Here is a 23694-nt window from a genome sequence, read left to right as displayed (position 1 = left end):
GTGATTTGTTTTGCATTTCACTCACTTATTCGTATCTTTGCACCCAAATTATCAAATAGTGTTATGGATATCAAGAATCAATTTGCCCAGAAACTGATGGAGATTGAGGCCATCAAGTTACAGCCAAACGCCCCGTTTACATGGGCTTCTGGTTGGAAATCACCTATTTATACCGATAACCGCAAGACATTGTCTTTTCCTCGTCTTCGTTCGTTTGTGAAACTGGAACTTTGTCATGCAATTCAGGAATACTTTCCAGAAGCTGAGGCTGTTGCAGGTGTCGCTACAGGGGCTATTGCTCAAGGAGCCTTAGTTGCCGAGGAACTGGGACTCCCTTATAGCTATGTTCGTCCAAAGCCAAAAGATCATGGTATGGGAAACCAGGTAGAAGGCGAGATTAAGAAAGGCGCCAAGGTAATTGTGGTTGAAGATCTGATCTCTACAGGAGGTAGTAGTCTGAAGGCTGTTCAAGCATTGCGCGACTATGGTGTGGAAGTTATTGGTATGGTAGCTTCGTTCACATATGGATTCCCTGTAGCAGAGAAGGCTTTTGATGAGGCTGGTGTAAAGTTGATTACTTTGAGTAACTATGAGGCAGTAATTGAAGAGGCTGCCAAGACTGGTTATATTAAGGAAGAGGACAAAGCCGTTCTGGCCGAGTGGCGTAAGAGTCCTGATACCTGGAAACAGGATTAAAGTTCAAAGTTCAAACCTCAAAGTTCAAAGTAATATGGGATTATTTGGAGGAGAAAGTAAGTTTGAGAGCAGTGTTAAGCTGGTTCCTTACTCGCAGCAGGCTGTTTACAACAATATCAGTGATCTGACCAATCTGGAAAAGGTACGCGACCGTGTGCCAGAGGATAAGGTGCAGGGATTTAGTTTTGATGCCGACACCGTGAGTATTAATGTGGCTCCTGTGGGCGAACTGAAACTGCGTATCTGCGATCGCGAAGAGCCTAAGTGCGTAAAGTTCGAAACGGTTCAGAGTCCCGTTCCCTTCAACGTATGGGTACAGGTACTGCCTGTAGATGAGAACTCATCGAAAATGAAGGTGACGGTTAAGGCCGAATTGAATCCATTTATCAAAAGCATGGTAGAGAAACCTTTGCAGGAAGGCGTTGAGAAGATTGCCGATGCCCTAGCACAAGTGCACTATGTGTAAGTTCTGAGTGAATAGTGTTTAGTGATTAGTAAAGAGTGAAAGATGAAACTCTGGGAAAAGAATTTTGAAGTCAACAAGGAGATAGAGCGTTTTACCGTTGGTCGTGACCGCGAGATGGACCTCTATCTGGCAAAGTACGACGTGTTGGGCTCTATGGCTCACATCACTATGTTGGAAAGCATCGGACTATTGGAGAAGGATGAACTGACCCAGTTGCTGGCTGAGTTAAAGAATATCTACCACCTGGCCGAGCGGGGTGAGTTTGTGATTGAAGACGATGTAGAGGATGTACACTCGCAGGTTGAAATGCTGCTGACACGTAAGTTGGGTGATATGGGTAAGAAGATTCACTCAGGTCGCTCGCGTAACGATCAGGTGCTGGTAGACTTGAAGTTGTTTACGCGTCATGAGTTGATGGAGATTGCCGATGAGGTAAAAAGTCTTTTCGATGAGCTCATCCAGAAGAGCTATCAGTACAAGGATGTGCTGATGCCAGGTTATACCCATCTGCAGATTGCCATGCCATCAAGCTTTGGCTTGTGGTTTGGTGCGTATGCCGAGAGTTTGGCTGATGATATGCTGTTCCTGCAGGCTGCCTATAAGATGACTAACCGCAACCCCTTGGGTAGTGCCGCTGGCTATGGCAGTTCGTTCCCATTGAACCGTACGATGACTACCAATCTGTTGGGTTTCGATTCGATGGATTATAATGTGGTTTATGCCCAGATGGGACGCGGAAAGATGGAGCGTAATGTGGGCTTTGCCATCGCAACCATCGCTGGCACCATCGCCAAGATGGCATTCGATGCCTGCTTGTTCAACTCGCAGAACTTCTCGTTCGTGAAGTTGCCTAAGGAGTGTACTACTGGTTCAAGTATCATGCCTCACAAAAAGAATCCTGATGTGTTTGAGCTCATTCGTGCCAAATCCAACAAGCTGCAGTCGCTGCCCCAGCAGATTATGCTCATGATGAACAACCTACCTGTGGGCTATTTCCGTGACTTGCAGATTATCAAAGAGGTGTTCCTGCCAGCCTTTGGCGAACTGAAGGACTGTCTGCAGATGTGCGCATACATTATTAATAAGATAGAGGTTAACGAGCATATCCTCGATAATCCCATGTATGATCCGATGTTCTCGGTTGAGGAGGTGAACCGCTTGGCAGCCAATGGCATGCCATTCCGTGATGCCTATAAAAAGGTGGGGCTTGATATTGAGGCAGGTCAGTTTAAGGCCAGTCATGATATCCATCATACCCACGAGGGTAGCATCGGCAATCTGTGCAACGACCAGATTCAGGCTTTGATGGAGCAGACACTCAAGGGTTTCAATTTTGAGCGTATGACTGAGGCTGAAAAGAAACTGCTGGCATGAAACACAGATTAACACTCTTACTTTGCACCTTGCTGATGGCGTGTGTGGGCGAAGAGAATATCTATCGCGAGTATGAGTGTTACTTTGTGTTTGAAACGTCGTTACATCCGTTGCCTTGTCAGTTGACGGCAACGTTAAGTACCAACGGACAATTTGTGAAGGTAGAGACTCAAATGGAGCAGGGCGTGCGCCATCTGAAAACCATTCGCAATTCCGATAATGCTACTGAGGACATCTCTTTGACGACCGCTTCGGAGAAAAACCGGAATTATGCATTTGGTGCCAATAATTGTATCATCGTAGGCATAAGCAGTTATGACAATGTGTTAGTGGCTTATGAGGGCCAATGCTCCAACTGCTTAAAGGAGTTAGGAGGCAGAAAATATCCTTTGACTTGGCAAAACAATGGTACTTTTCTTCACTGCGACAAGTGCAAACGGACCTATAATGTCAATAATGGTGTTGTAACCGATGGCGCCTCTGGAATAGAACTTTATCGCTATAAAGTTGCTTTTGATGGTACAATTCTAAGGGTTTGGAATTAAAAAAAGATAAAAAGTTTGGCGATTCCATAAAAAGTTTGGCTATTCCAATAAATAAAATTACCTTTGCACCGCAAAAACGGAGCCGCGATGGTGGAATGGTAGACACGAGGGACTTAAAATCCCTTGACCATAAAACGGTCGTGCGGGTTCGAGTCCCGCTCGCGGCACAAATAATCATAAAAGTTTTGTTATGAAGAAAGTATCAATTTTAACTATGTCAGCAGCTACGCTGATGATTTTTACATCGTGTTCTAAACTAGGAGAATTATCTGCGGATAATTTCACAGTAACTCCAAATCCTCTTGAAACGCAGAAAGGTGTGGTTCCAGCTACTATCAACGGGCATTTCCCCGAGAAGTATATGAAGAAGAAGGCTGTCGTAACCGTTATGCCTGAGTTGCGCTATTCTAATGGTGTAGTAGAGAAGGGTACTCCTGCTACTTTCCAGGGCGAGAAAGTGCGTGGTAATGACCAGACCGTCAACTACAAGATGGGTGGTAACTATACAATGAAGACAAGTTTTGCTTATGCTGGTGACAACAAGGCTGAGATGTTCTTGACCTTCGATGCCCGTATTGGTAATAAGCAGTTCGATGTTCCTGCCGTTAAAGTTGCCGATGGTGTTGTTGCTACATCTGAACTCTACAAACAGACTGTTCTTTCTACTCAGGCTGCTGTAGCTCCAGATGCTTACCAGCGTATCAACAAAAAGAAGCTGGATGCAAACATTAAGTTCCTGATCCAGCAGGCTAATCTCCGCAAGAGCGAGTTGAAGAATAACTCTGTTCAGGAATTCGTTAAGATGCTGAAGCAGATCAATAACGATCGCGAGAAGCTGAATTTGGAGAATATCGAGGTTTCTGCATATGCTTCTCCTGATGGTGGTTTCAGAATCAATGATAAACTGGCTGGCGAGCGTCAGAAGGTTTCTGAGAAGTATGTTAATCAGGAGTTGAAGAAGATAAAGTTCAATGCACCTGTAGATGCTAAGTATACTGCTCAGGACTGGGAAGGCTTCCAGGAATTGGTAAGCGCAAGCAACATTCAAGATAAGGAGCTCATCCTGCGCGTTCTCTCTATGTATAAGGATCCCCAGGAGCGTGAGCAGCAGATTAAAAACATCTCTTCTGCATTCCGTGAGTTGGCTGATGGCATTCTGCCAGAGTTGCGTCGTGCACGTCTTACCATCAACTACGAGACTATTGGTCGCAGCGACGAGCAGATTCTGGAGCAGCTCAACGATGATGCTACCAAGCTGAGCATCGAGGAGATTCTGTATGCTGCTACTCTGAAGTCTACTCCTGCAGAGCAGAAGGCTGTTTACCAGACTGCTACAAAGGTATATCCTAACGACTATCGTGCATATAACAATATTGCAACTATCGAGTATGAGCAGGGTAACTACGAAGCTGCCAAGCAGTGCCTGCAGCAGGTAAAGAACCTGCCTGAGGCAAATGCCAACCTCGGTCTGCTGGCTCTGAAGGATGGTGATGTAGCTGGTGCTGAACAGTATATCGCTGGTGCTACTGGTGCTAATGGTCTGTCAGAGATTATGGGTAACCTGAATCTGGCCAAGGGTAACTATGCTGAGGCTGAGGAAAACTTCTCTGAGGTTTACTCAAATAGCGCTGCACTGGCTCAGATCCTGAACCGCGACTATGTATCGGCTGCTGTTACACTGAAGTACATCAAGAATCCTGATGCTATGACAGAGTATCTGCGTGCTTTGATGAGTGCTCGTATGGGTAACAATAGCGATGCTTCAGAGGCATTGAAGGAGGCCATTAAGAAGGATCCTGCCTTTGCTAAGTACGCTAACAACGATATCGAACTCGAAAAGGTACAGAAGTAATCAAATGAAAAAGTCGGGTCTCCTTGGTTGTATCCTTTTACTTTTACTGTCCTCTTGTGGCGATGGCCAAAAGAGTTTCAAAATAGAGGGCAGTTTCAAGGGATTCAACCAAGGAGAACTGTATATTTATGGTGTGAATGGCTCTCACAAGCTTGACACTGTTGGTGTTAGCAGGGGAGAATTCACTTATCAGGCTGCTATCACTGAGCCAACCACACTGATTGTGGTTTTTCCTAACTACTCTGAACTTCCTGTCTTTGCTGAACCAGGTATAAGCATCAGGATGAAGGGCGATGCCTCGCATCTGAGGGAGACCGAAGTGAAAGGTTCGGAAATCAATAAGAGTATGACAGACTTCCGTCTAAGAACCTGTAACATGACCCCTCCACAAGTGCTCAGTGAGGCTGAGAAATTTATTCATGAGCACCCTGAGTCACCAATTAGTCTTTATCTGCTCAGCCGTCATTTTATTCAGACTGCTGAGCCTGATTTTGTCAAGGCGCAGGAATTGGCAAAGGGCATTCTGAAAGCTATGCCCAACCAGAAGCAGGTAGCTGTATTGTGTAAACAACTGGAGAGCTTTCAGATGTTGAAGGTGGGGCAACGATTACCAGTGTTCAGTGCTAAGGGGATGAAAGGCGAGAGTGTCTCATCGTCTGATTTGAATGCTAAGGTGAATGTCATCACGTTATGGGCTTCGTGGAATTATGAGAGTATTAACATTCAGAATCTCCTTATGAGATTACAGAAGCAACATTCTGGCGATCTGAAAGTGCTGAGTATCAGTATTGATGGTAGTGTGAAAGACTGCCAGAGGGTTGTGGAGCGCGACTCCGTCAGATGGAGTACTATTTGTGATGGCAGCATGTGGGAAACGCCCGTCCTCCAAAAGGTGGGCATGACCTATCTGCCTGATAATATCATCGTCGACAGTCAAGGTAAGATTCTTGCACGTACGCTAAACTATCAAGATTTGAATAATAAAATAGAAGAATTAATCAAATAAACCGATGCTTGTTAAAACCTATTCCGCAGCCGTTACAGCACTTGAAGCAACCACCATAACCATCGAGGTGAATTTGGCAAGAGGTACCATGTTCCACTTGTCTGGATTAGCTGATACAGCTGTTAAGGAGAGTTACGATCGCATACGTGCTGCTGTCGAAAATATAGGTTTTAAAACGCCAACAGCCGATTTGACAATTAATATGAGTCCCGCCGACATCCGTAAAGAGGGTAGTGGCTACGACTTGCCGTTGGCTATTGGTATCTTATCGTCTTATGGAAAAGTGGCAGAGGATTTGCTGTCGCAATATATGATGGTAGGTGAACTGGGACTTGATGGCAAGTTAAAACCCGTTAGTGGTGTGCTTTCTGTGGCAATTAGGGCGCGTAAGGAAAAGTTCAAAGGCCTGATAGTTCCTAAAGAGAATGCTCGCGAGGCTGCTGTTGTTAATCAACTTGACGTATTGGCCATGGACAATTTGGCAGATGTCATCGGATTCCTGAATGGTTCTGTAGGATGCGAGCCAACTATCGTAGACACACGTAAAGAGTTCTATCAACATCAGTATGCCTTCGATCTCGACTTTGCAGATGTACGCGGACAAGAAGGTGTAAAACGCGCTCTTGAGGTGGCTGCTGCTGGTGGGCATAATGTCATACTGATAGGTCCACCAGGTAGTGGCAAGTCAATGATGGCTAAGCGATTACCAAGCATCCTGCCACCCCTGTCGTTGGCTGAGAGTTTGGAGACAACACAGATCCACTCTGTGGCTGGTATCTTGCCGAGTGGAACCTCTCTCATATCGCAGCGCCCTTTCCGTAGCCCGCACCATACCATTTCACAGGTGGCAATGACGGGTGGTACTCAGAAGGCACAACCAGGCGAGGTATCATTAGCTCATAATGGCGTGCTTTTCTGCGATGAATTGCCAGAATTTAGTCGTACTACCCTCGAAGTGCTACGCCAACCGCTCGAAGACCGTAAAATTACCATCAGTCGTGCCAAATACACCATCGAGTATCCTTGCTCTTTCATGTTCGTAGCCTCGATGAATCCCTGTCCTTGTGGTTATTTCGGCGATCCCACGCATCATTGTGTCTGTACACCTGGTCAGATACAGCGCTATATGAACCGCATCTCTGGTCCGTTACTCGATCGAATGGATTTGCATATTGAAGTACCGGTTGTGCCGTTTAAGCAACTCTCACAGATGGCTCCTGGCGAGTCGAGCGCAACGATTCGTGCGCGTGTGATAGCTGCTCGTAAGCGACAGGAGGTTCGTTACGATTCTTTTAAGGGCGTCTATTGTAATGCACAGATGACAGAGCGCATGATTCACCAGTTCTGTGAACCTGATGAGGCCAGCTTGAGTATGTTGCGTATGGCGATGGAAAGGCTTCATCTGAGTGCTCGTGCCTATAATCGTATCTTGAAGGTTGCTCGTACCATTGCCGATTTGGAGGGTTCAGAGAATATTCAATCTCATCATATTGCAGAAGCTATCGGATATAGAAATCTTGATAGAGGAGATTGGGCAGAAAGAGGCTTTTAAATTTGGATAATTGATAATTTATTGGTATTTTTGCACCCATAATTGATAGCGCTTATGGAGAGTCATGATTATGAGAAACTGCTTATAGAGCATGGTGTGAAACCTACTGCTAACCGCATGATGGTGGTCAAGGCGCTTGATGCCTCGATGTTGCCACAGTCTATGGCTGAGCTGGAACGTAGAATAGATTCCATTGATAAATCCAATATCTTTCGTACATTGCAACTATTCCGCGAGCACCATTTAGTACATGCTATCGATGGTGCTGCTGATGGTTTGCGATTCGAGCTTTGTCATAGTCATCATAACGACCACGATGACGATTTGCATCCGCACTTCTACTGTGAACAATGCCAGCAAACTTACTGTTTGGATGGCGTGAGAATGCCTGCTATTGAACTCCCTGAAGGCTTTGAGGGCCACTCGAGTAATTATATGATTAAGGGGACCTGTCCACATTGCAAAAAATGAAAATAGATTATCAGAACCTCCGAGCTATCGTCTTCGATGCCGATGATACCTTGTGGGATTGCCAAAGTCATTTCGAAGCAGTAGAGAAGCACCTCTACAAGTTGATTGCGCCCTACTGTGACGATCCTGCCCATGAATTGTTTGTGACCGAATCGGCTAATATGGCAGATTTGGGCTATGGCTGCAAAGCTTTTACAATCTCTATCATCGAAACGGCACTCCGTGTGGGCGGAAGTCATCTCTCAGATGTTGAGTTAGCAGAACTGCTGACGCATAGCAAATCTTTGTTACATCTGCCTGCTATGCCGCTTCCTGGTGTAGAGGAAACCCTGCAGCGCTTACAAGCCTATCCTTACCGTTTGGTGGTGTTTACGAAGGGTGAGTTGCAGGATCAGGAGAACAAATTGCATCGCAGTCACTTGGATAAGTATTTCTCGCATGTGGAGATTACCTCGAATAAGACAGAGTATGAGTTTCAGCAGCTCTGTCAGCGCTTGGACATCCAACCTCATCAGATGCTGATGGTGGGTAATTCGCTGAAGAGTGATATCGCTCCAGCACTCAATATCGGTGCCTGGGCGATTCACATTCCTTTCCATGTTACTTGGCAACTCGAACATTCAGAAGATATCGAGCATGAGCGACTAATCAAGATTACGCAATTTAAAGACATATTGAAACACTTATGAACTATATTTTCGAAACCCGCATGGAAGTGCGCGACTATGAGTGCGATATAGAGGGCATTGTTAACAATGCTAATTATTTACACTACGCCGAACATACGCGCCATTTGTTCCTTCGTAGCCTGGGCGTAAGTTTTGCTGAGCTCCATAATCAGGGCATTGATGCTGTTGTTGCTCGTATGAATCTGCAGTATAAAACTCCTTTGCGCTGCGACGACGAATTTATATCTCGTCTTGCTCTTACCAAGGAGGGAATCAAGTACGTTTTTCACCAGGCAATCTATCGTGCCAGCGACGAGAAACTTTCGTGGAAGGGTGACATCGAATTGGTTTGTCTTGTAAATGGTCGTTTGGCAAACAGTCCTGAGTACGACGAGGCTTTTAAGGCCTATATCTGATGAATATAAAGGATAAGATTACAGAACAGGCATCGCATTACGACCATTTGGAGCAGATGGAGGTCAGCGAGGTGCTGAGGTGCATCAATCAGGAGGATAGGTTGGTGGCCGAGGCTGTGGGGCATGTGCTGCCACAGATAGAGGCATTGGTGCAGACCATCGAACAAAGAATGAAACGCGGTGGACGGCTCTTCTATGTGGGCGCAGGTACCAGCGGGCGTTTAGGTGTGCTTGATGCCAGCGAACTGCCACCAACCTATGGTGTACAGCCCGGTAGGGTGATAGGCTTGATTGCTGGTGGTGATGAGGCCTTACGACGTGCTGTAGAGCATGCTGAGGACAATAAAGAGCAGGGTTGGAACGACTTGATGCGCTATCAACCTACCGCCGATGATACGGTGATAGGTATCGCAGCCTCAGGTACTACGCCTTATGTGATAGGTGCTATCGAGGGCGCCCGTCAGCAGGGTTTGCTTACCGGTTGTATAACCAGCAATCACAATACCCCTCTGGCTGCAGTCGCTGAGTATGCTATAGAGACGATTGTTGGACCAGAGTTTGTAACAGGCTCCAGTCGTATGAAGAGTGGTACAGCCCAAAAAATGGTGTTGAATATGATTTCTACTGCCCTGATGATACGCATGGGGCGTGTAGAGGGCAATCGTATGGTGAAAATGCAGCTCACCAACGAGAAACTCATTGATCGCGGCACCCGCATGATAGCTGATGAGCTGGGCATTAGTTACGATGAAGCTCGCCAGAGATTATTAGCTGTGGGAAGTGTGGATATGGTATTAAAGCAAGAGAAATGAAAATTAAAAAGTTTAAGCTTAAGGCCATCAACAAGATGCTGACGCTGCTTGGCTTCAGTTCTGTGGCATTTGTGTTTACTGCTTGTTATGGTACAAAACCTTGTGACTATCGTGAGGAGATGGCAGATAGTCTGAGTGTCGCTTTCAGCCGTGCTGCTGGCGACTCGGTAGAAGTTACTCAGCAATCTGTTGCAGACGTTTCAGATGGCACAACAGCAGATGCCCGTTAGCATCGCGTAGGTGCATACCATTGCCTTGGCAATAGCGGAAGTATTTGCAGTCCTTGCACTCGCCGTTGCGCATCCATTCGCGGTTGCGATAGGGTGTATAGCGGTTCTCCCAAACCTCCATAAAGTCATCCTCGTAGATGTTGCCCTGATGATAGTCGGCACGTATGCTGGCACAGGCTGCTATGGAGCCATCGGCCATTACTGAACCTACGGTAATGCCGGCCTGACAGCTGAAGAACCTGCTGCGGGCCTCGCCCTCATAGTTGCCAAGAAATCCTTCGCATCCATAATCGGCGCAGATACGCCCCTCCTTTCTTGTTTCACGGATGAAATCAAACACCCCGCGAAACTGCTCATTGGTCAGGCGCATATCTGGGTCGAGTGCAGCACGCCCTACTGGGAAAACAGTAAACAATCGCCAGCGCTGTACACCTTTTGAAATCAGGAATTCCTTAATGTCGTTCAGCTGCGTATAGTTTCGACGGTTCACGCAGGTTACGATATCAAATACAAACCCTTTGGTGGCTACCAGCATATCGATGGCGTTGCTCACCATCTGAAAGCTCTGCGTGTTGCCACGCATCCAGTTGTGGTTATCCTCTAAGCCGTCCAGACTGATGGCCATCGAGTGGATGCCTGCCCGTAGCAGATTCTGCCAGCGTTGGGGTGTCAGATGCAGGGCGTTGGTTACCATTCCCCAGGGGAATCCCTTATCGTATATCGCACGACCACATTCCTCAATGTCCTGTCGCATCAGTGGCTCTCCACCAGATATGATGACAAAAACCTTGTGTGGATCGGTTTTCTGGGCGATGCTGTCGAGTACTCGCAGAAAATCTTCCTTAGGCATGTCACGACTTTCCGATTTCATCTTGCAGTCGCTGCCACAATGGCGGCATTTCAGATCGCAACGCAGTGTACACTCCCAGAACAATTGTTGCAGGGGATGCTCCTTGCGAACCATTTCTTCCTTCTGTCGCCAGAGTTCTAAGGCCAGCTTTTTGCGAAGTGTGAGGGGAGTGGGGTTCATTATTTCTTCTTCAGTTTAATATCCTGCTTAATCGTAAAAGTGCCGTTGTTCCACGTACCATCGCCTTCTTTTATCTTCTGGGCGTTGTTGTAGTCAATGTCGATGGTATCGTTTTGGTAGGCACCATTGGCATCGCCATCCACATCTTCAACCAGTAGCTTGATTTCTTGATTCAGAGGGAAAACATTCACCGTCACATCATAGTGGCCTGCAGTATTAGTCATCACAGAGTCGATACTAAACGCATGAGTCTTATCCTCATAGGTTGATATTTGTTTCACTGAAGTCTTGATGCCTTCTACTGCCTTGCCGCCCTCGTCGGTAACTGTGCCCGATATTTTATATTCGGCCGAGGGAACGCCATACATCATCACACCGTACATTTCTACAGAATTCTCCGAAGAGCAACCATAACCTAACAGCGACAGCAAGGCTGTGAGGATGGTGTTATACCAGCGATTGATTCTTACTTTCATTGTTCGATTTTATTTAAAGTGGATACAAAAGTATGAGTTTTTTCTTAAATAACTTGAACAAATGGCAAATCCTGCATCAAGAATTGCTTATTTAACGATTTTTTGTATAATTTTGCAGCCTGAAGTTTTAACGTATTTATACTAAGCAATGACTTACATAGGTGAATTGATATCGATTGGCGTAGCCTTTTCATGGACTGCTACGGCGCTTCTGAGTGAATTTGGTAGTAAACGACTGGGTAACCTTACGCTGAATGTGCTGCGTATGGGTTTTGCCTTGGTGTTTTCGTTGGTGCTGTTTTTTGTCGTAACAGGTAGCATCATGCCCCCAGGCGCTTCGGTCGAGGCTGCTAGTTGGATGCTGCTGTCGGGTGTGGTAGGCTACGTGATAGGCGATTTCTGCCTGTTTCAATGTTATATCATCATTGGTTCGCGTTACGGACAGCTGTTCATGACGCTGGCACCGCTCTCAGCCGCCCTGATGGCATGGATCACTCTCGGCCAGCAGATGAACGCCATGAGCATCCTGGCTATGCTGATTACACTGGGGGGCATCAGCATCTCGGTATTGGGTCGTGGCGAGCATCACAAGGTGGGACTGAAATTGCCACTCAATGGTGTACTCTTCGCTATTGGTGCCGCCATGTGTCAAGGTATCGGTTTGGTGCTCAGCAAGATTGGTATGGACCACTATGAGGCTTCGCTCACAGGTATGCCTGAATGGCTGGTGCCTTTCAGTGCTAATTTCTATCGCTGTGTAGCGGGTATTATAGGTTTCTCGCTGTTATTGTACTTCCGCAAGGGGTTAGAGCCTCTGCGCGAAGCTATGCACGATCGTAAGGGCTTGGCAGTTGCCACTGCTACCACCGTGTTCGGTCCGTTTGTAGGTGTAGGCTTTTCGCTGATGGCAGTACAATATACAGCAGCTGGCATTGCCAGCACGTTAATGGCGATGACACCTATTATCATATTGCTGCCATCGTATTGGTTGTTCCACCAGAAGATAACTTGGCGTGCAGTTGTGGGTGCTGTCATCTCTGTGGTAGGTGTGAGTCTGTTCTTCTTAGGTTGACTTATTTGATGCGCCAAACGTTGAGTATTATACCCTTAAACTCGTCTGAGAAGGTGGGTGCACAGACAAACAGTGAATTGTTCAGCCAGCCGTACTTGCTGTCAGCAGGTGCTTCGAATTGTGGTGCTGCGCGAAAGTAGAAAGTGGGTTTGCCGTCAGCGTCCTTGCCATTGGCGATGATACCGCGGTTGCGCACGTGGATGTAGATGCCGTCATCAGTCTTGATACAGTAGATGGCCTCAAGTTCTGTACGGCCTTCTGTGTTCAGCTGGTAATCTGCTCCGCCGTTCATGATGGTACCCTTTAGTTTTGGTCCTTCAAATGTACCACCTGTGATGGGAATGACTGTACGGCGTCCGTGCTGGGTGTTATCGATGCCGAAAGTTTCACCCAGTGTGACTTTGAGTTGCAGAGCAAACTCCAGCTGTGGTGCCTCTGGTACATTAATTTGTGCGCTGACCGTCATCATCCAGCCTGTCAGCAAGGCTAATAATAATACTTTCTTCATATCTGTTATGTTGTTAGTTCTGTTGCAAAGGTACAAAAAAGCAGTATTATTTATCCCTTAAATACATTTTTTTTGTAACTTTGCAGCCAAATGGCAAAACAAAGGAATAGAAGAGTAACTGCTTGGGCATTGTTATCGGTGTTTGTATCGATGATGTTGCTGTGCGGACTGCACCGGCACCATGAGGTGGTGAATCCGGCTGCAGGTTGTACGGAATGCGCCCATCATGTACATCACTCTGGCCACTTCTCTACTGCCGATGATGGCGTACACGATTGCGTGATATGTCAGTTTATTGGTCTTGGTTATACAATGGCTGAGGTGTTGACTATAGTTATTCCTGTTAGTTTTGTCATAATGGTGTGGCGTCGTGGCTGTAGCTGTATCATCAGTCGTGCCAGTCGCCAGAATTCTTCTCGTGCGCCTCCCTTCATTCTGTTTACATAATTAGAGATTTTTATGCAGAACTTTTATTTAATGACAGAAAACAGAATGAAGAAGATATTTATCATCCTGCCTTTGCTGGCTATAGGCATGTCGGCTTTGGCACAAACTGAACGTGAACATAAACATCCGAATGATTCAAGCGATGTTTTTTATAAGCATTTGAAACTGAACGACCTGATTGTAACAGGCGTTACAGGCGATACCAAATTGAAACATGCTACGGCGCCTGTTAGTATTGTTACCCCCAAGGTGTTGCACGCTACTGCGTCAACCAATATCATTGATGCCATTGCTCGTCAGCCAGGTGTCAGTCAGATAACGACTGGTAGCGGAATTTCGAAACCAATTATCCGTGGTTTGGGCTATAACCGTGTGGTGGTGATAAGCGAAGGTGTACGACAGGAAGGACAACAATGGGGCGACGAGCATGGCATAGAGGTTGATGGTAGCACTGTAAACTCAGTAGAGATTCTGAAAGGTCCTGCCTCGTTGATGTATGGATCCGATGCAATGGCTGGTGTGGTCATTCTGCACGAAGAACCTACCTTGGCCGAGGGCGAGATGAAAGCACATGCGGGCACAGAGTATCAGTCAAACAATGGGCTGTTTGGTTATCATCTTTCGATGGCTGGCAATCAACAGGGATTTGTATGGGATGCGCGATATAGCGAGAAGATGGCTCACGCATATAAGAATAAGTACGATGGCTATGTGCCTGGCTCGCAGTTTCGTGAGCGTGCAGGCCGCCTGATGCTAGGTATGAATAAGCAGTGGGGACATTCGCGCCTCACGGCTACAGCTTATCACCTGACACCAAGTATTATTGAAGGTGAGCGAGATGAGGAAACGGGCGATTTAATCGCAGAATACTCGCCACTTACCTCCTACAGCAAGACCCTGCCTTTCCAACAGGTAAAACATTTTAAGTTGGTGAGCGACAACTCAATTAACCTTGCTAATGGCTATCTGAAAGCCATTATCGGTTATCAGCAGAACCGTAGACAGGAGTTTGAGGAGAGTGCTGATGAATACGAACTATATTTCAAGATGCATACGCTGACTTATGATGTGCGCTACGTGACTCACGAGTGGGATGGTTGGAAGTTGTCGGCAGGTATCGGTGGTATGTACCAGCGCTCGGTGAACAAGGGCGAGGAGTATCTGATTCCAGATTATCGTCTGTTCGATTTCGGTCTGTATACTACGGCCACCAAGCAGATAGGCGACAAATGGACGTTTAATGGAGGCTTTCGCTATGATCATCGTCGGTTGTATGGTGATGGTCTGATGGAGGACGGTGAGATTCGTTTTGTTGATTTTAGTCGCCATTTCAACGGATTTACCGGTAGTATTGGTGCTGTCTGTAATATCAACGACCAGTGGAATTTGCGTTTGAATTTGGCTCGTGGCTTCCGTACGCCCAACATGAGTGAGCTGGCTTCTAACGGTGTGCACGAAGGCTCTATTCGCTATGAATTGGGTACTCAGAAACTGAAGGCAGAATACAGCTTGCAGGCTGATCTTGGCATCGATTTAACCTCAGAATTTGTCTCAGCCCAGTTGGCATTGTTTGCTAACCGCATTGATAATTACATTTTTACCCATCGCCTGCCAGAAGAGATAGAGGAGGGATATCTTACTTATGCTTATACACAGGGTGATGCACGATTATTGGGATTTGAGGCTGTTATCGACTTCCATCCCGTTCATTCAGTTCATTTCGGCAATACGTTCTCGTTTGTCGATGCCCAATTGTTGCACCAGTCGGCGGAGACTAAATATCTACCATTTACACCTGCACCAAGATGGACTTCTGAACTAAAGTGGGAGTTGATGCACCATTCACATCCGACAGTGGGACATCACCAGCATGCCACACATGCCACGAATAGTCTGAAACTGAATAACTTATATGTTTCGGCTGGTATCGAGTGTTACTTGAAACAGAGTCATATTTACTGTGCTGATCAAACCGAGACATATACACCCAGCTACCTGTTGTTGAACCTGCAGGCAGGAACCGACATCCAGATAGGTAAAAAGAAGATTGCCGAGTTTTATGTTACAGCCGACAATTTGTTGAATAAGGCCTATCAGAACCACCTGAGTAGACTGAAATATGCCGAATTCAACGTATTAACAGGACGTCAGGGTGTATATAATATGGGACGTAACATCACGATGAAACTGGTGATTCCTATTGATATTTAAATATGCAACTTATGGATATAGCTATTTATACGCTCACGTCTGAGCTACACGATGAAAATGCCGTTGGTGCTGTGACCCAGGAGTTTCTGGGTAGCCTTGGTATTGATTACACCTTGAAAGGCAGTGATTATGCCGACTTCGGCAAGAGTACATTATCTGTTATCTATGTACGTACCGGAGGCACCGAGGGTATCTTTAAGCGTTTGCTACCGCAGTTGCGCCAACAGTCTCAGGCGCCATTCTATTTGCTCACATCGGGCAAGAGTAATTCGCTGGCTGCATCGATGGAAATTCTCTCTTATCTGCAACAAAACTATCTTCAAGGCGAAATCATTCATGGTAGTGCCGACTATATAGCCCGTCGGTTGCAGGTGTTAGTAAAGGTTCAAGAGGCCAAACGTAGGCTGAATGGTACCCGATTTGGTATCATCGGTCAGCCTTCCGACTGGTTGATATCGAGCGTAGCTGATCCAAAAGTGGTGAAAACCAAGTTGGGTATCGATCTGGTGGAAGTGCCCATTGAGGAGCTGCTGGCAGGCATCGACCAGATAACCGAAGGCGATATGCCTGATCGTATCTATGGGGCGCTGAAGACCATTGTGGATCAATATCAGTTGAATGGCTTCACGCTCCGATGCTTCGACCTCCTGACAGCTGTTCGCAATACGGGTTGTTGGGCATTGGCCAAGTTGAATGCTGAAGGTGTCGTCGCAGGTTGTGAAGGTGATGTTCCGGCTATGCTGACAATGGCTATCACTCATGCACTGCTTGACGTTTCTGGATTTCAAGCCAATCCATCGCAGATTAACCCAGAGACAGGTGAGATGCTGTTTGCTCACTGCACCATACCACTGAATATGGTGGAGCGCTATGAACTGGATACGCATTTTGAGTCTGGAATAGGCGTTGGAATCAGAGGTTTTATGAATCTGGGACCAGTGACGGTGTTCAAGGTGTCTGGCGATCTCAAGCGCAGTTTTATCGCAGAAGGTGAGTTGGTAAGGAATCAGGCCAAGCCTGATTTGTGTCGTACACAACAGGTTATACAACTGAAAGATAACCTGCAGACTCATTATTTCCTGACTCAGCCGATTGGTAACCATCATATCATCACCCCTGGTTGTAACCGCCAGCTATTTGAGAATTTTATGGCATCACTTTAAGAATATGAACGAGGCAACATGCGAGTTTATTCGTAGTCATGCCAACGAGGACGTGCGCCAGTTGGCTTTCCTTGGGAAGAAACATCCTGAGGTCGATATGGCGTACGCCCTTCAACAAATAGCAGGCCGACAGAAAGCGCAGATAAAAATACCTTCTTGGGCAGCTATCGATGACATAGTATATCCGCCACATCTATCGATGGAACAGTGCTCGAGTGAACAAACGGCTCGCTATAAAGCCCAGATAGCTGGAAAAGGAGCAAAAATCGTAGATCTGACCGCAGGCTTTGGTGTGGACATGGCATTTATGTCAGCAGGCTTTACTGAGGCTGTTCATGTTGAGCGTATGGCATCATTGTGTGCCATTTCATCTGAGAACTACGCCAGTCTTGGCTTGCGTCATGTGAAGGTCGTAAACTGCGATGGTGTGGATTTTCTGCACCAGTTAGACAAGGCTGACTTGATTTTTATTGATCCGGCTCGTAGGGATGAGCATGGCGGTCGTACTTACGGCATAGCCGATTGTACACCTAACGTGCTGGAGATGATTGACGAAATGCTGGAGAAAGCACCTCGTGTGATGATTAAATTGTCGCCTATGCTCGACTGGCAGAAGGCTGTAGCAGAAGTTGGACATGTTAGCCAGGTACATATTGTATCTGTTGGCAATGAGTGCAAAGAACTCTTGTTAGTGGCTGAGCGCAGTGCCGAACCATTAAAGGTGTTCTGTGTGAACGATCAGCAGATTTTTCGTTATATGGCTAACGATGAAATCAGTGATTTTTATCAGCTGCCATCACAACTTTGTTTCCTGTATGAGCCTCATGCTTCAATAATGAAAGCAGGCTGTTTTAGACAGATAAGTCAGCGTTTTGCTATGGGCCAACCTGATAAGAATAGCCATTTGTTTTTGTCGGATAAGATGGTGTCTGGTTTCCCAGGTCGTGGGTTTGTAATTGAGCGTATCTGTTCGATGAACAAAAAGGAGCTGAAGACGGCTTTATCTGGAATCACGCATGCTAACATCGCTACAAGGAATTTTCCCCTTTCGGTGGCAGAACTGCGTAAGCGCCTGAAACTGAAAGATGGAGGCGAGGTGTATATTTTTGCTACAACCAGTGTGGAGAGGGGCCATCTGCTGCTGGTTTGCCGAAAAATATCTTAATATTTTTTGTTATTTCCTGCTTTTTTCCTATCTTTGCATCGTTTTATAAGCTTAACGAACAAAGAGAGAATATGTCAGCAGTAGAAATTAGAAAAGTCACCGACAAGAAAAGTCTTAAGGCTTTTATCGACTTCCATTACGAACTGTATAAGGGAAATCAATATGATGCGCCCAATTTGTTCAGCGACGATTTGCATACCCTGAGTAAGGATAAAAATGCAGCCTTTGAGTTTTGCGAGGCAGAATATTTCCTGGCTTATAAGGATGGCAAGATTGCTGGTCGCATCGCCGCTATTATCAATCATCGTGCCAACGAGAAATGGGGACGTCAGAGTGTCCGCTTCGGATGGATTGATTTCATTGATGATATTGAGGTGAGTAAGGCGCTGTTTGAGGCCGCAGAGCAGTGGGGGCGCGAGAAAGGGATGACAGAGATTGTTGGTCCGTTAGGCTTTACTGATATGGATCCGGAAGGTATGCTCCTTGAGGGCTTCGACCAGATGGGTACTATGGCTACCATCTATAATTACCCTTATTATCCTAAACATTTGGAGCAATTAGGTGGTTGGGAGAAGGATAACGACTATGTTGAGTTTAAGTTAATCGTGCCCAAAGAAGGCATGCCAGAGAAATTCAAGAAGATAGCAGAGTTGGTGATGAAACGATACAACTTGCATCCGACTCATCCCAAGCGTAGTCAGGTGTTTGGCAAGGAGCAGGTTGGACGTAAGGTTCTTGATGTGGTCAATAAAACCTTTGGTCATCTCTATGGCTACTCGCAGATGACAGAAGCTCAGATAGACGAGTACCTGAAAATGTATTTCCCCATGCTCGATATGAACCTCGTTTGTCTGATTGAGGATTGGAATACGCCTAACCATGACATTGTGGGTGTAGGAATCTCTATCACCTCAATGACACGTGCTTTGCAGAAATGCCATAAGGGACGTCTGTGGCCGTTTGGCTGGTGGCATTGCCTGCGGGCACTCAAGTTCCACAAGGCTGAGTGTGTCGATTTGATGCTGGTTGGTATCTTGCCAGAATATCAGCAGAAGGGTGCTAATGCCTTGTTGTTCTACGATCTCATTCCCATTTATCAGAAGTATGGTTTCAAATGGGGTGAGACCAACGTTGAGATGGAGACCAACGAGAAGGTACAAAGCCAGTGGCAGTACTTGGAGCACACCCAGCATAAACGTAGAAGATGTTTCAAAAAGAATCTATGAACGAAGATAACAACCAGATTAATCCTCAAAGCGTCAATTACGACGAAGGTAATATCCAGACCCTTACGGGTTTGGAGCACATCCGTTTGCGTCCGGGCATGTACATTGGCCGATTGGGCGATGGCTCATCCGCTGAAGACGGTATCTATGTGCTGTTGAAAGAAGTATTTGATAACTCTATCGACGAATTCAAGATGAAGGCGGGCGATAGGATTGAGGTAAACGTAGAAGACAATCTGCGAATATCCGTGCGTGACTATGGTCGAGGCATTCCTCAGGGAAAACTGATTGAATCGGTGAGTATCCTGAACACCAGTGGTAAGTTCGACTCAAAGGCTTTCAAAAAGTCTATCGGACTGAATGGTGTGGGTGTAAAGGCTGTCAACGCATTGAGTAGTCATTTCGAGGTACATAGCTATCGTGACGGTAAGGTGCGCAAGGCAGTGTTCGAATGTGGAAAACTGATCAGCGATGTTACGGAACCTTCACAGGATGAGAATGGCACTTATATTTATTTCGAACCCGATGCTACGAAGTTTGTGAACTACCAATTTCACGATGAAATCGTAGAAAACATGCTGCGCAACTATACCTATCTGAATATCGGACTGACCATTATGTACAATGGCCGCCGTATCCTGTCGCGTCATGGATTGGAGGATTTGCTGAAGGATCGAATGACCAGCGATGCGCTCTATCCGATTGTTCACTTGCAGGGCGAGGATATCGAAATAGCCTTTACTCATGCTAACCAGTATGGTGAGGAGTACTACTCTTTTGTAAACGGTCAGCACACCACTCAGGGTGGAACGCATCAGAGTGCTTTTAAAGAGCATATCGCCCGTACTATCAAAGAGTTCTATGGAAAATATGAATACGGAGATATCCGTACAGGTATTGTAGCAGCCATCGCCATCAATGTCGAAGAACCTTTGTTCGAGAGTCAGACCAAGATTAAGTTGGGCTCGCTCACGATGGCTCCTGAGGGTGGTGTCAGCATCAACAAATATGTGGGCGACTTCATCAAGACTGAAGTTGATAACTACCTGCACATTCATCAGGATGTTGCCGAGGTATTGGAGAATAAGATTAAGGAGAGCGAGCGTGATCGCAAGGCGATGGCAGGTGTTACCAAACTGGCTCGTGAGCGTGCCAAGAAAGCCAATCTGCACAACCGCAAATTGCGCGATTGCCGTATCCACTTCAGTGACGTGAAAAACGACCGCAAGGAGGAATCGTGCATCTTCATCACCGAGGGTGACTCGGCCAGCGGAAGCATCACCAAGAGCCGCGATGTTAACACACAGGCAGTGTTCTCGTTGCGAGGCAAACCGCTTAACTGCTTTGGCCTGACCAAGAAGGTGGTTTACGAGAACGAAGAGTTCAATCTTCTGCAGGCAGCTCTTGATATTGAGGAAAGTCTGGATACACTGAGATATAATAAGGTGATTGTGGCTACCGATGCCGATGTGGATGGTATGCACATCCGACTGCTCATCATCACCTTCTTCCTGCAATTCTTTCCTGAGCTCATCAAGAAGGGGCACGTTTATGTGCTACAAACTCCACTGTTCCGTGTGCGCAACCGTCGTACTAAGATCAGGAATAAGAAGGTGATAGCTGAGGCCGATGCCAAATCAGACAAAAAGAGCGATTTCATCACGCGCTATTGCTATAGCGACGAGGAGCGCCAGAAGGCCATTGAGGAGTTGGGACCTGATCCGGAGATTACCCGATTCAAAGGCCTTGGTGAGATTTCACCCGATGAGTTCGCTGGTTTTATAGGTCCCGATATCCGTTTGGAGCAGGTAACGCTTCATAAAACAGACCAAGTAGCTAAGTTGCTGGAGTATTACATGGGTAAGAACACCATGGAGCGCCAGAACTTTATTATCGATAATCTGGTGGTTGAGGAAGACCGCCCTGAAGAAGATATCTATGAATAAGGTATTTGTATCCATATGTCTGTGCTTGATTGCGATGAGCACCCAGGCACAGTTCCGTATCAATAACGCCGACGATTCACCGTTGCGTAAGTTGAATATTGCTGAGATTACTATTAATAATCTCTATGTTGATAGTGTTGACGAGAAGAAACTGGTTGAGGATGCCATCCGTGGTATGCTCGACAAGCTCGACCCTCACTCCTCGTATATGACGCCCAAGGAAGTGAAAGAGGCCAACGAGCCCTTGAGTGGTAACTTTGAGGGTATAGGCGTACAGTTTAATATGATTGAGGACACGCTTCTGGTCATCCAGCCTGTTGTCAACGGTCCCTCTGAAAAGGTGGGTATCATTGCAGGGGACAGAATCGTGTCGGTAAACGATACGGCTATCGCTGGTGTCAAGATGTCGAAGGAGGAGATTATGAAGCGCCTGCGTGGCCCAAAGGGTACTAAAGTAAAGTTAGGCGTGGTTCGTCAGGGCATCAAGGACCGTCTGACTTTTACCGTTGTCAGGGACAAAATTCCAGTCAAGTCGGTCGATGCGGTCTATATGATTCGTCCACAGATAGGATTTATCCGTATTGGCAACTTTGGTGCTACCACCCATCAGGAATTCATGGAAGGCCTAAAGAAGTTGCGTGATCAGGGTATGAAGCATCTGATACTCGATCTGCAGGAGAATGGTGGCGGTTACTTGAAGGCAGCTGTTGATATTGCCAATGAGTTTCTACAGCGTAACGACCTGATTGTCTATACCGAGGGGCGCAAGGTGCCTCGTATGGATTATAAGGCCGATGGGAGTGGCGTTTTTCGCGATGGTAAGATAGTTGTACTGGTCGATAGTTATACCGCCTCAGCAGCCGAAATTGTTACTGGTGCCATTCAGGATCAGGACAGAGGTGTAGTGGTGGGTCGTCGTACCTTTGGTAAGGGACTTGTGCAACGTCCGCTTGATCTGCCCGATGGCTCGATGATACGTCTTACAATTGCACATTACTACACGCCCTCGGGCCGATGCATTCAGAAACCCTATACCAAGGGCGATAATAAGGATTATGCTATGGATGTTATCAACCGCTTGAAAAGTGGCGAACTGACTAATCAAGATAGCATTCACTTTGTTGATTCGCTGAAATTTGAGACACTTCGTCAGCATCGCATTGTTTATGGCGGTGGTGGTATCATGCCCGATGAATACATCCCGCTCGATACAACCATCTACACTAAGTTCCATCGTGAGCTGGCAGCAAAGAGTGTTATTATTCAACAGAACCTGCGTTATGTGGACAGCAATCGCAAGAAACTGAAGAAGGCTTGGCTGTCGTTTGCAGAATTCAAACAGAATTATGAGGTACCTCAGAGTCTTATCGATGCTATCCTGAAAGAGGGCGAGAAGCAGAATGTTAAGCCCAGGGATCAGGCTGAACTCAATAAAACCTTGCCTCATCTGCGCCTACAACTCAAGGCCCTGATAGCACGTGATATCTGGGATATGAGCGAATACTATTCCGTGTTCAACGAAGAAAACGAAATGGTGAAACGGGCACTTCAGGTGATTGCCAGATAAGGGGAACTAAATCAAGCCGAAGTGGCTTAAGGCATATCGGATGCCGTCTTCGTCGACAGTTGTTGTCACGAAGTCGGCTTCTTTTTTAAGTTCGTCAATTGCATTACCCATAGCCACGCCAATGCCTGCGCGACGAATCATCGTGCTGTCGTTGCCGCCATCGCCAAAGGCCATGGTGTATTCTGGGTCCAAGCCTAAGTGCTTGGCCATTGTCAATATGCCCTCGCCTTTGTCAGCTCCTAAAGCTGTTACGTCTGTAAAGGCCGGATGCCAGCGACCAGAGGTACATCCTGGCAGGCGGAGCATCAGTTCCTGTTCGTAATCTTTGTCGAAAAATGGTGTCAGTTGTAAGATACGCTGTTGTAGCACCTGCTCTACGGGTTTGGCCAGATTCAAGTTCTCTACAGCCAGATGCTGACGGAAAATCAGATCAACATCACCATTGGGATCGAGTACTGCCGCATCCTTCTCGCCAATTACTATCAGACCGTAGTTCTTTTCGATACTGTCCTCAACCACCAGTCGCGCCTCGTCCTGAGGAATCGACTTACAGGCAATCACCTCATTGTTCACAAAGCATAGAGCGCCGTTGGTTGTCACATAGCCGTCAATCAGGTGTTCGATAGCACCTAAATTGGTAATAATCAGTGGCGGACGACCTGTAGCAATGAATACCTTGTGCCCATTGGCCTTGGCCTGCGTCATAGCCAGAATAGTAGAAGGCGGAATCTCGTGAGTCTCGAAGCTCACCAAGGTCCCGTCTATATCAAAGAATAGTGCGTATTTTCTCTCCAT

At 46.5% G+C, this 23694-nt stretch carries 24 protein-coding genes and 1 tRNA gene; 21 read left to right on the top strand and 4 right to left on the bottom strand.

What is annotated here, in order from left to right; translation table 11 throughout:
- Positions 1 to 63 precede the first annotated feature (63 nt).
- The 13 genes from pyrE to T495_RS15740 all read left to right on the top strand — a co-directional run bounded on the left by pyrE (position 64) and on the right by T495_RS15740 (position 10088).
- The gene (pyrE, locus tag T495_RS0102225; protein WP_028902727.1) at positions 64 to 696 is read left to right on the top strand and encodes an orotate phosphoribosyltransferase; all 633 of its coding nucleotides are present in this window, start codon (positions 64 to 66) and stop codon (positions 694 to 696) included.
- Between the two features lie 34 nt (positions 697 to 730).
- A complete protein-coding gene (locus T495_RS0102220) occupies positions 731 to 1162 on the top strand; it encodes a polyketide cyclase (protein WP_033147425.1) in 432 nt (143 codons plus the stop codon).
- Between the two features lie 42 nt (positions 1163 to 1204).
- On the top strand, positions 1205 to 2536 hold the full coding sequence (gene argH, locus T495_RS0102215) for an argininosuccinate lyase (RefSeq protein ID WP_028902729.1): 1332 nt from the start codon (positions 1205 to 1207) through the stop codon (positions 2534 to 2536).
- Positions 2533 to 3081 (top strand): hypothetical protein, encoded by a 549-nt coding sequence (locus tag T495_RS15015; RefSeq protein ID WP_155993392.1) that lies wholly within the window; start codon positions 2533 to 2535, stop codon positions 3079 to 3081. The genes argH and T495_RS15015 overlap by 4 nt, the downstream gene beginning before the upstream one ends.
- A gap of 81 nt (positions 3082 to 3162) precedes the next feature.
- Positions 3163 to 3248 (top strand) — tRNA-Leu (locus tag T495_RS0102205).
- Positions 3249 to 3271: 23 nt separating this feature from the next.
- Positions 3272 to 4933: a tetratricopeptide repeat protein gene (locus T495_RS0102200; protein WP_033147424.1), complete on the top strand. Its 1662-nt coding sequence runs from the start codon at positions 3272 to 3274 to the stop codon at positions 4931 to 4933.
- A gap of 4 nt (positions 4934 to 4937) precedes the next feature.
- Positions 4938 to 5939 carry a DUF4369 domain-containing protein gene (locus tag T495_RS0102195; protein ID WP_033147423.1) on the top strand — a complete coding sequence of 334 codons (1002 nt, stop codon included), beginning with the start codon at positions 4938 to 4940 and terminating at the stop codon, positions 5937 to 5939.
- A 4-nt stretch (positions 5940 to 5943) separates the two neighbouring features.
- A complete protein-coding gene (locus tag T495_RS0102190) occupies positions 5944 to 7491 on the top strand; it encodes a YifB family Mg chelatase-like AAA ATPase (RefSeq protein ID WP_033147422.1) in 1548 nt (515 codons plus the stop codon).
- Between the two features lie 54 nt (positions 7492 to 7545).
- Positions 7546 to 7962 (top strand): Fur family transcriptional regulator, encoded by a 417-nt coding sequence (locus tag T495_RS0102185; protein ID WP_028902782.1) that lies wholly within the window; start codon positions 7546 to 7548, stop codon positions 7960 to 7962.
- Positions 7959 to 8651, top strand: a complete 693-nt coding sequence (locus T495_RS0102180) for an HAD family hydrolase (RefSeq protein ID WP_028902783.1) — start codon at positions 7959 to 7961, stop codon at positions 8649 to 8651. Before T495_RS0102185 ends, T495_RS0102180 begins: the two co-directional genes overlap by 4 nt.
- Positions 8648 to 9046 (top strand): thioesterase family protein, encoded by a 399-nt coding sequence (locus T495_RS0102175; protein WP_028902784.1) that lies wholly within the window; start codon positions 8648 to 8650, stop codon positions 9044 to 9046. The genes T495_RS0102180 and T495_RS0102175 overlap by 4 nt, the downstream gene beginning before the upstream one ends.
- Positions 9046 to 9858 (top strand): N-acetylmuramic acid 6-phosphate etherase, encoded by an 813-nt coding sequence (gene murQ / locus T495_RS0102170; RefSeq protein WP_081773232.1) that lies wholly within the window; start codon positions 9046 to 9048, stop codon positions 9856 to 9858. The genes T495_RS0102175 and murQ overlap by 1 nt, the downstream gene beginning before the upstream one ends.
- On the top strand, positions 9855 to 10088 hold the full coding sequence (locus tag T495_RS15740; RefSeq protein WP_028902786.1) for a hypothetical protein: 234 nt from the start codon (positions 9855 to 9857) through the stop codon (positions 10086 to 10088). The genes murQ and T495_RS15740 overlap by 4 nt, the downstream gene beginning before the upstream one ends.
- On the opposite strand, the gene T495_RS0102165 is transcribed toward T495_RS15740, so the two are convergent.
- On the bottom strand, positions 10033 to 11118 hold the full coding sequence (locus T495_RS0102165) for a TIGR04133 family radical SAM/SPASM protein (protein WP_033147421.1): 1086 nt from the start codon (positions 11116 to 11118) through the stop codon (positions 10033 to 10035). The two genes, T495_RS15740 and T495_RS0102165, sit on opposite strands and share 56 nt — an antisense overlap.
- On the bottom strand, positions 11118 to 11594 hold the full coding sequence (locus T495_RS0102160) for a radical SAM-associated putative lipoprotein (RefSeq protein WP_033147420.1): 477 nt from the start codon (positions 11592 to 11594) through the stop codon (positions 11118 to 11120). Before T495_RS0102160 ends, T495_RS0102165 begins: the two co-directional genes overlap by 1 nt.
- A gap of 148 nt (positions 11595 to 11742) precedes the next feature.
- On the opposite strand from T495_RS0102160, the gene T495_RS0102155 reads away from it, so the two are divergent.
- Positions 11743 to 12666: a DMT family transporter gene (locus T495_RS0102155; RefSeq protein ID WP_033147419.1), complete on the top strand. Its 924-nt coding sequence runs from the start codon at positions 11743 to 11745 to the stop codon at positions 12664 to 12666.
- A 1-nt stretch (position 12667) separates the two neighbouring features.
- Here the strand turns inward: T495_RS0102155 and T495_RS0102150 are convergent, their stop codons facing one another.
- Positions 12668 to 13174 (bottom strand): DUF3237 domain-containing protein, encoded by a 507-nt coding sequence (locus tag T495_RS0102150; protein ID WP_028902790.1) that lies wholly within the window; start codon positions 13172 to 13174, stop codon positions 12668 to 12670.
- 90 nt (positions 13175 to 13264) lie between these two features.
- On the opposite strand from T495_RS0102150, the gene T495_RS0102145 reads away from it, so the two are divergent.
- From T495_RS0102145 to T495_RS0102115, 7 genes are all read left to right on the top strand, one after another.
- Positions 13265 to 13621 carry a hypothetical protein gene (locus T495_RS0102145; protein ID WP_155950028.1) on the top strand — a complete coding sequence of 119 codons (357 nt, stop codon included), beginning with the start codon at positions 13265 to 13267 and terminating at the stop codon, positions 13619 to 13621.
- Positions 13622 to 13666: 45 nt separating this feature from the next.
- Positions 13667 to 15832 (top strand): TonB-dependent receptor, encoded by a 2166-nt coding sequence (locus T495_RS0102140; protein ID WP_231495032.1) that lies wholly within the window; start codon positions 13667 to 13669, stop codon positions 15830 to 15832.
- Positions 15833 to 15843: 11 nt separating this feature from the next.
- Positions 15844 to 16995 carry a hypothetical protein gene (locus T495_RS0102135; RefSeq protein ID WP_033147670.1) on the top strand — a complete coding sequence of 384 codons (1152 nt, stop codon included), beginning with the start codon at positions 15844 to 15846 and terminating at the stop codon, positions 16993 to 16995.
- A gap of 4 nt (positions 16996 to 16999) precedes the next feature.
- Positions 17000 to 18160: a class I SAM-dependent methyltransferase gene (locus T495_RS0102130; protein ID WP_028902794.1), complete on the top strand. Its 1161-nt coding sequence runs from the start codon at positions 17000 to 17002 to the stop codon at positions 18158 to 18160.
- Positions 18161 to 18231: 71 nt separating this feature from the next.
- Positions 18232 to 19386 carry a hypothetical protein gene (locus T495_RS0102125; RefSeq protein ID WP_033147418.1) on the top strand — a complete coding sequence of 385 codons (1155 nt, stop codon included), beginning with the start codon at positions 18232 to 18234 and terminating at the stop codon, positions 19384 to 19386.
- Positions 19383 to 21332 carry a DNA topoisomerase IV subunit B gene (locus T495_RS0102120; RefSeq protein ID WP_033147417.1) on the top strand — a complete coding sequence of 650 codons (1950 nt, stop codon included), beginning with the start codon at positions 19383 to 19385 and terminating at the stop codon, positions 21330 to 21332. The genes T495_RS0102125 and T495_RS0102120 overlap by 4 nt, the downstream gene beginning before the upstream one ends.
- Complete coding sequence (locus T495_RS0102115) at positions 21325 to 22899, top strand: S41 family peptidase (protein ID WP_033147416.1); 1575 nt, start codon at positions 21325 to 21327, stop codon at positions 22897 to 22899. Before T495_RS0102120 ends, T495_RS0102115 begins: the two co-directional genes overlap by 8 nt.
- Positions 22900 to 22905: 6 nt before the next feature.
- On the opposite strand, the gene T495_RS0102110 is transcribed toward T495_RS0102115, so the two are convergent.
- Positions 22906 to 23694, bottom strand: a complete 789-nt coding sequence (locus T495_RS0102110) for a Cof-type HAD-IIB family hydrolase (protein WP_033147415.1) — start codon at positions 23692 to 23694, stop codon at positions 22906 to 22908.

The organism is Prevotella sp. P6B1, assembly GCF_000702825.1.
Taxonomy (GTDB): domain Bacteria; phylum Bacteroidota; class Bacteroidia; order Bacteroidales; family Bacteroidaceae; genus Prevotella.
This window is presented reverse-complemented; position numbering and strand designations above follow the sequence as displayed.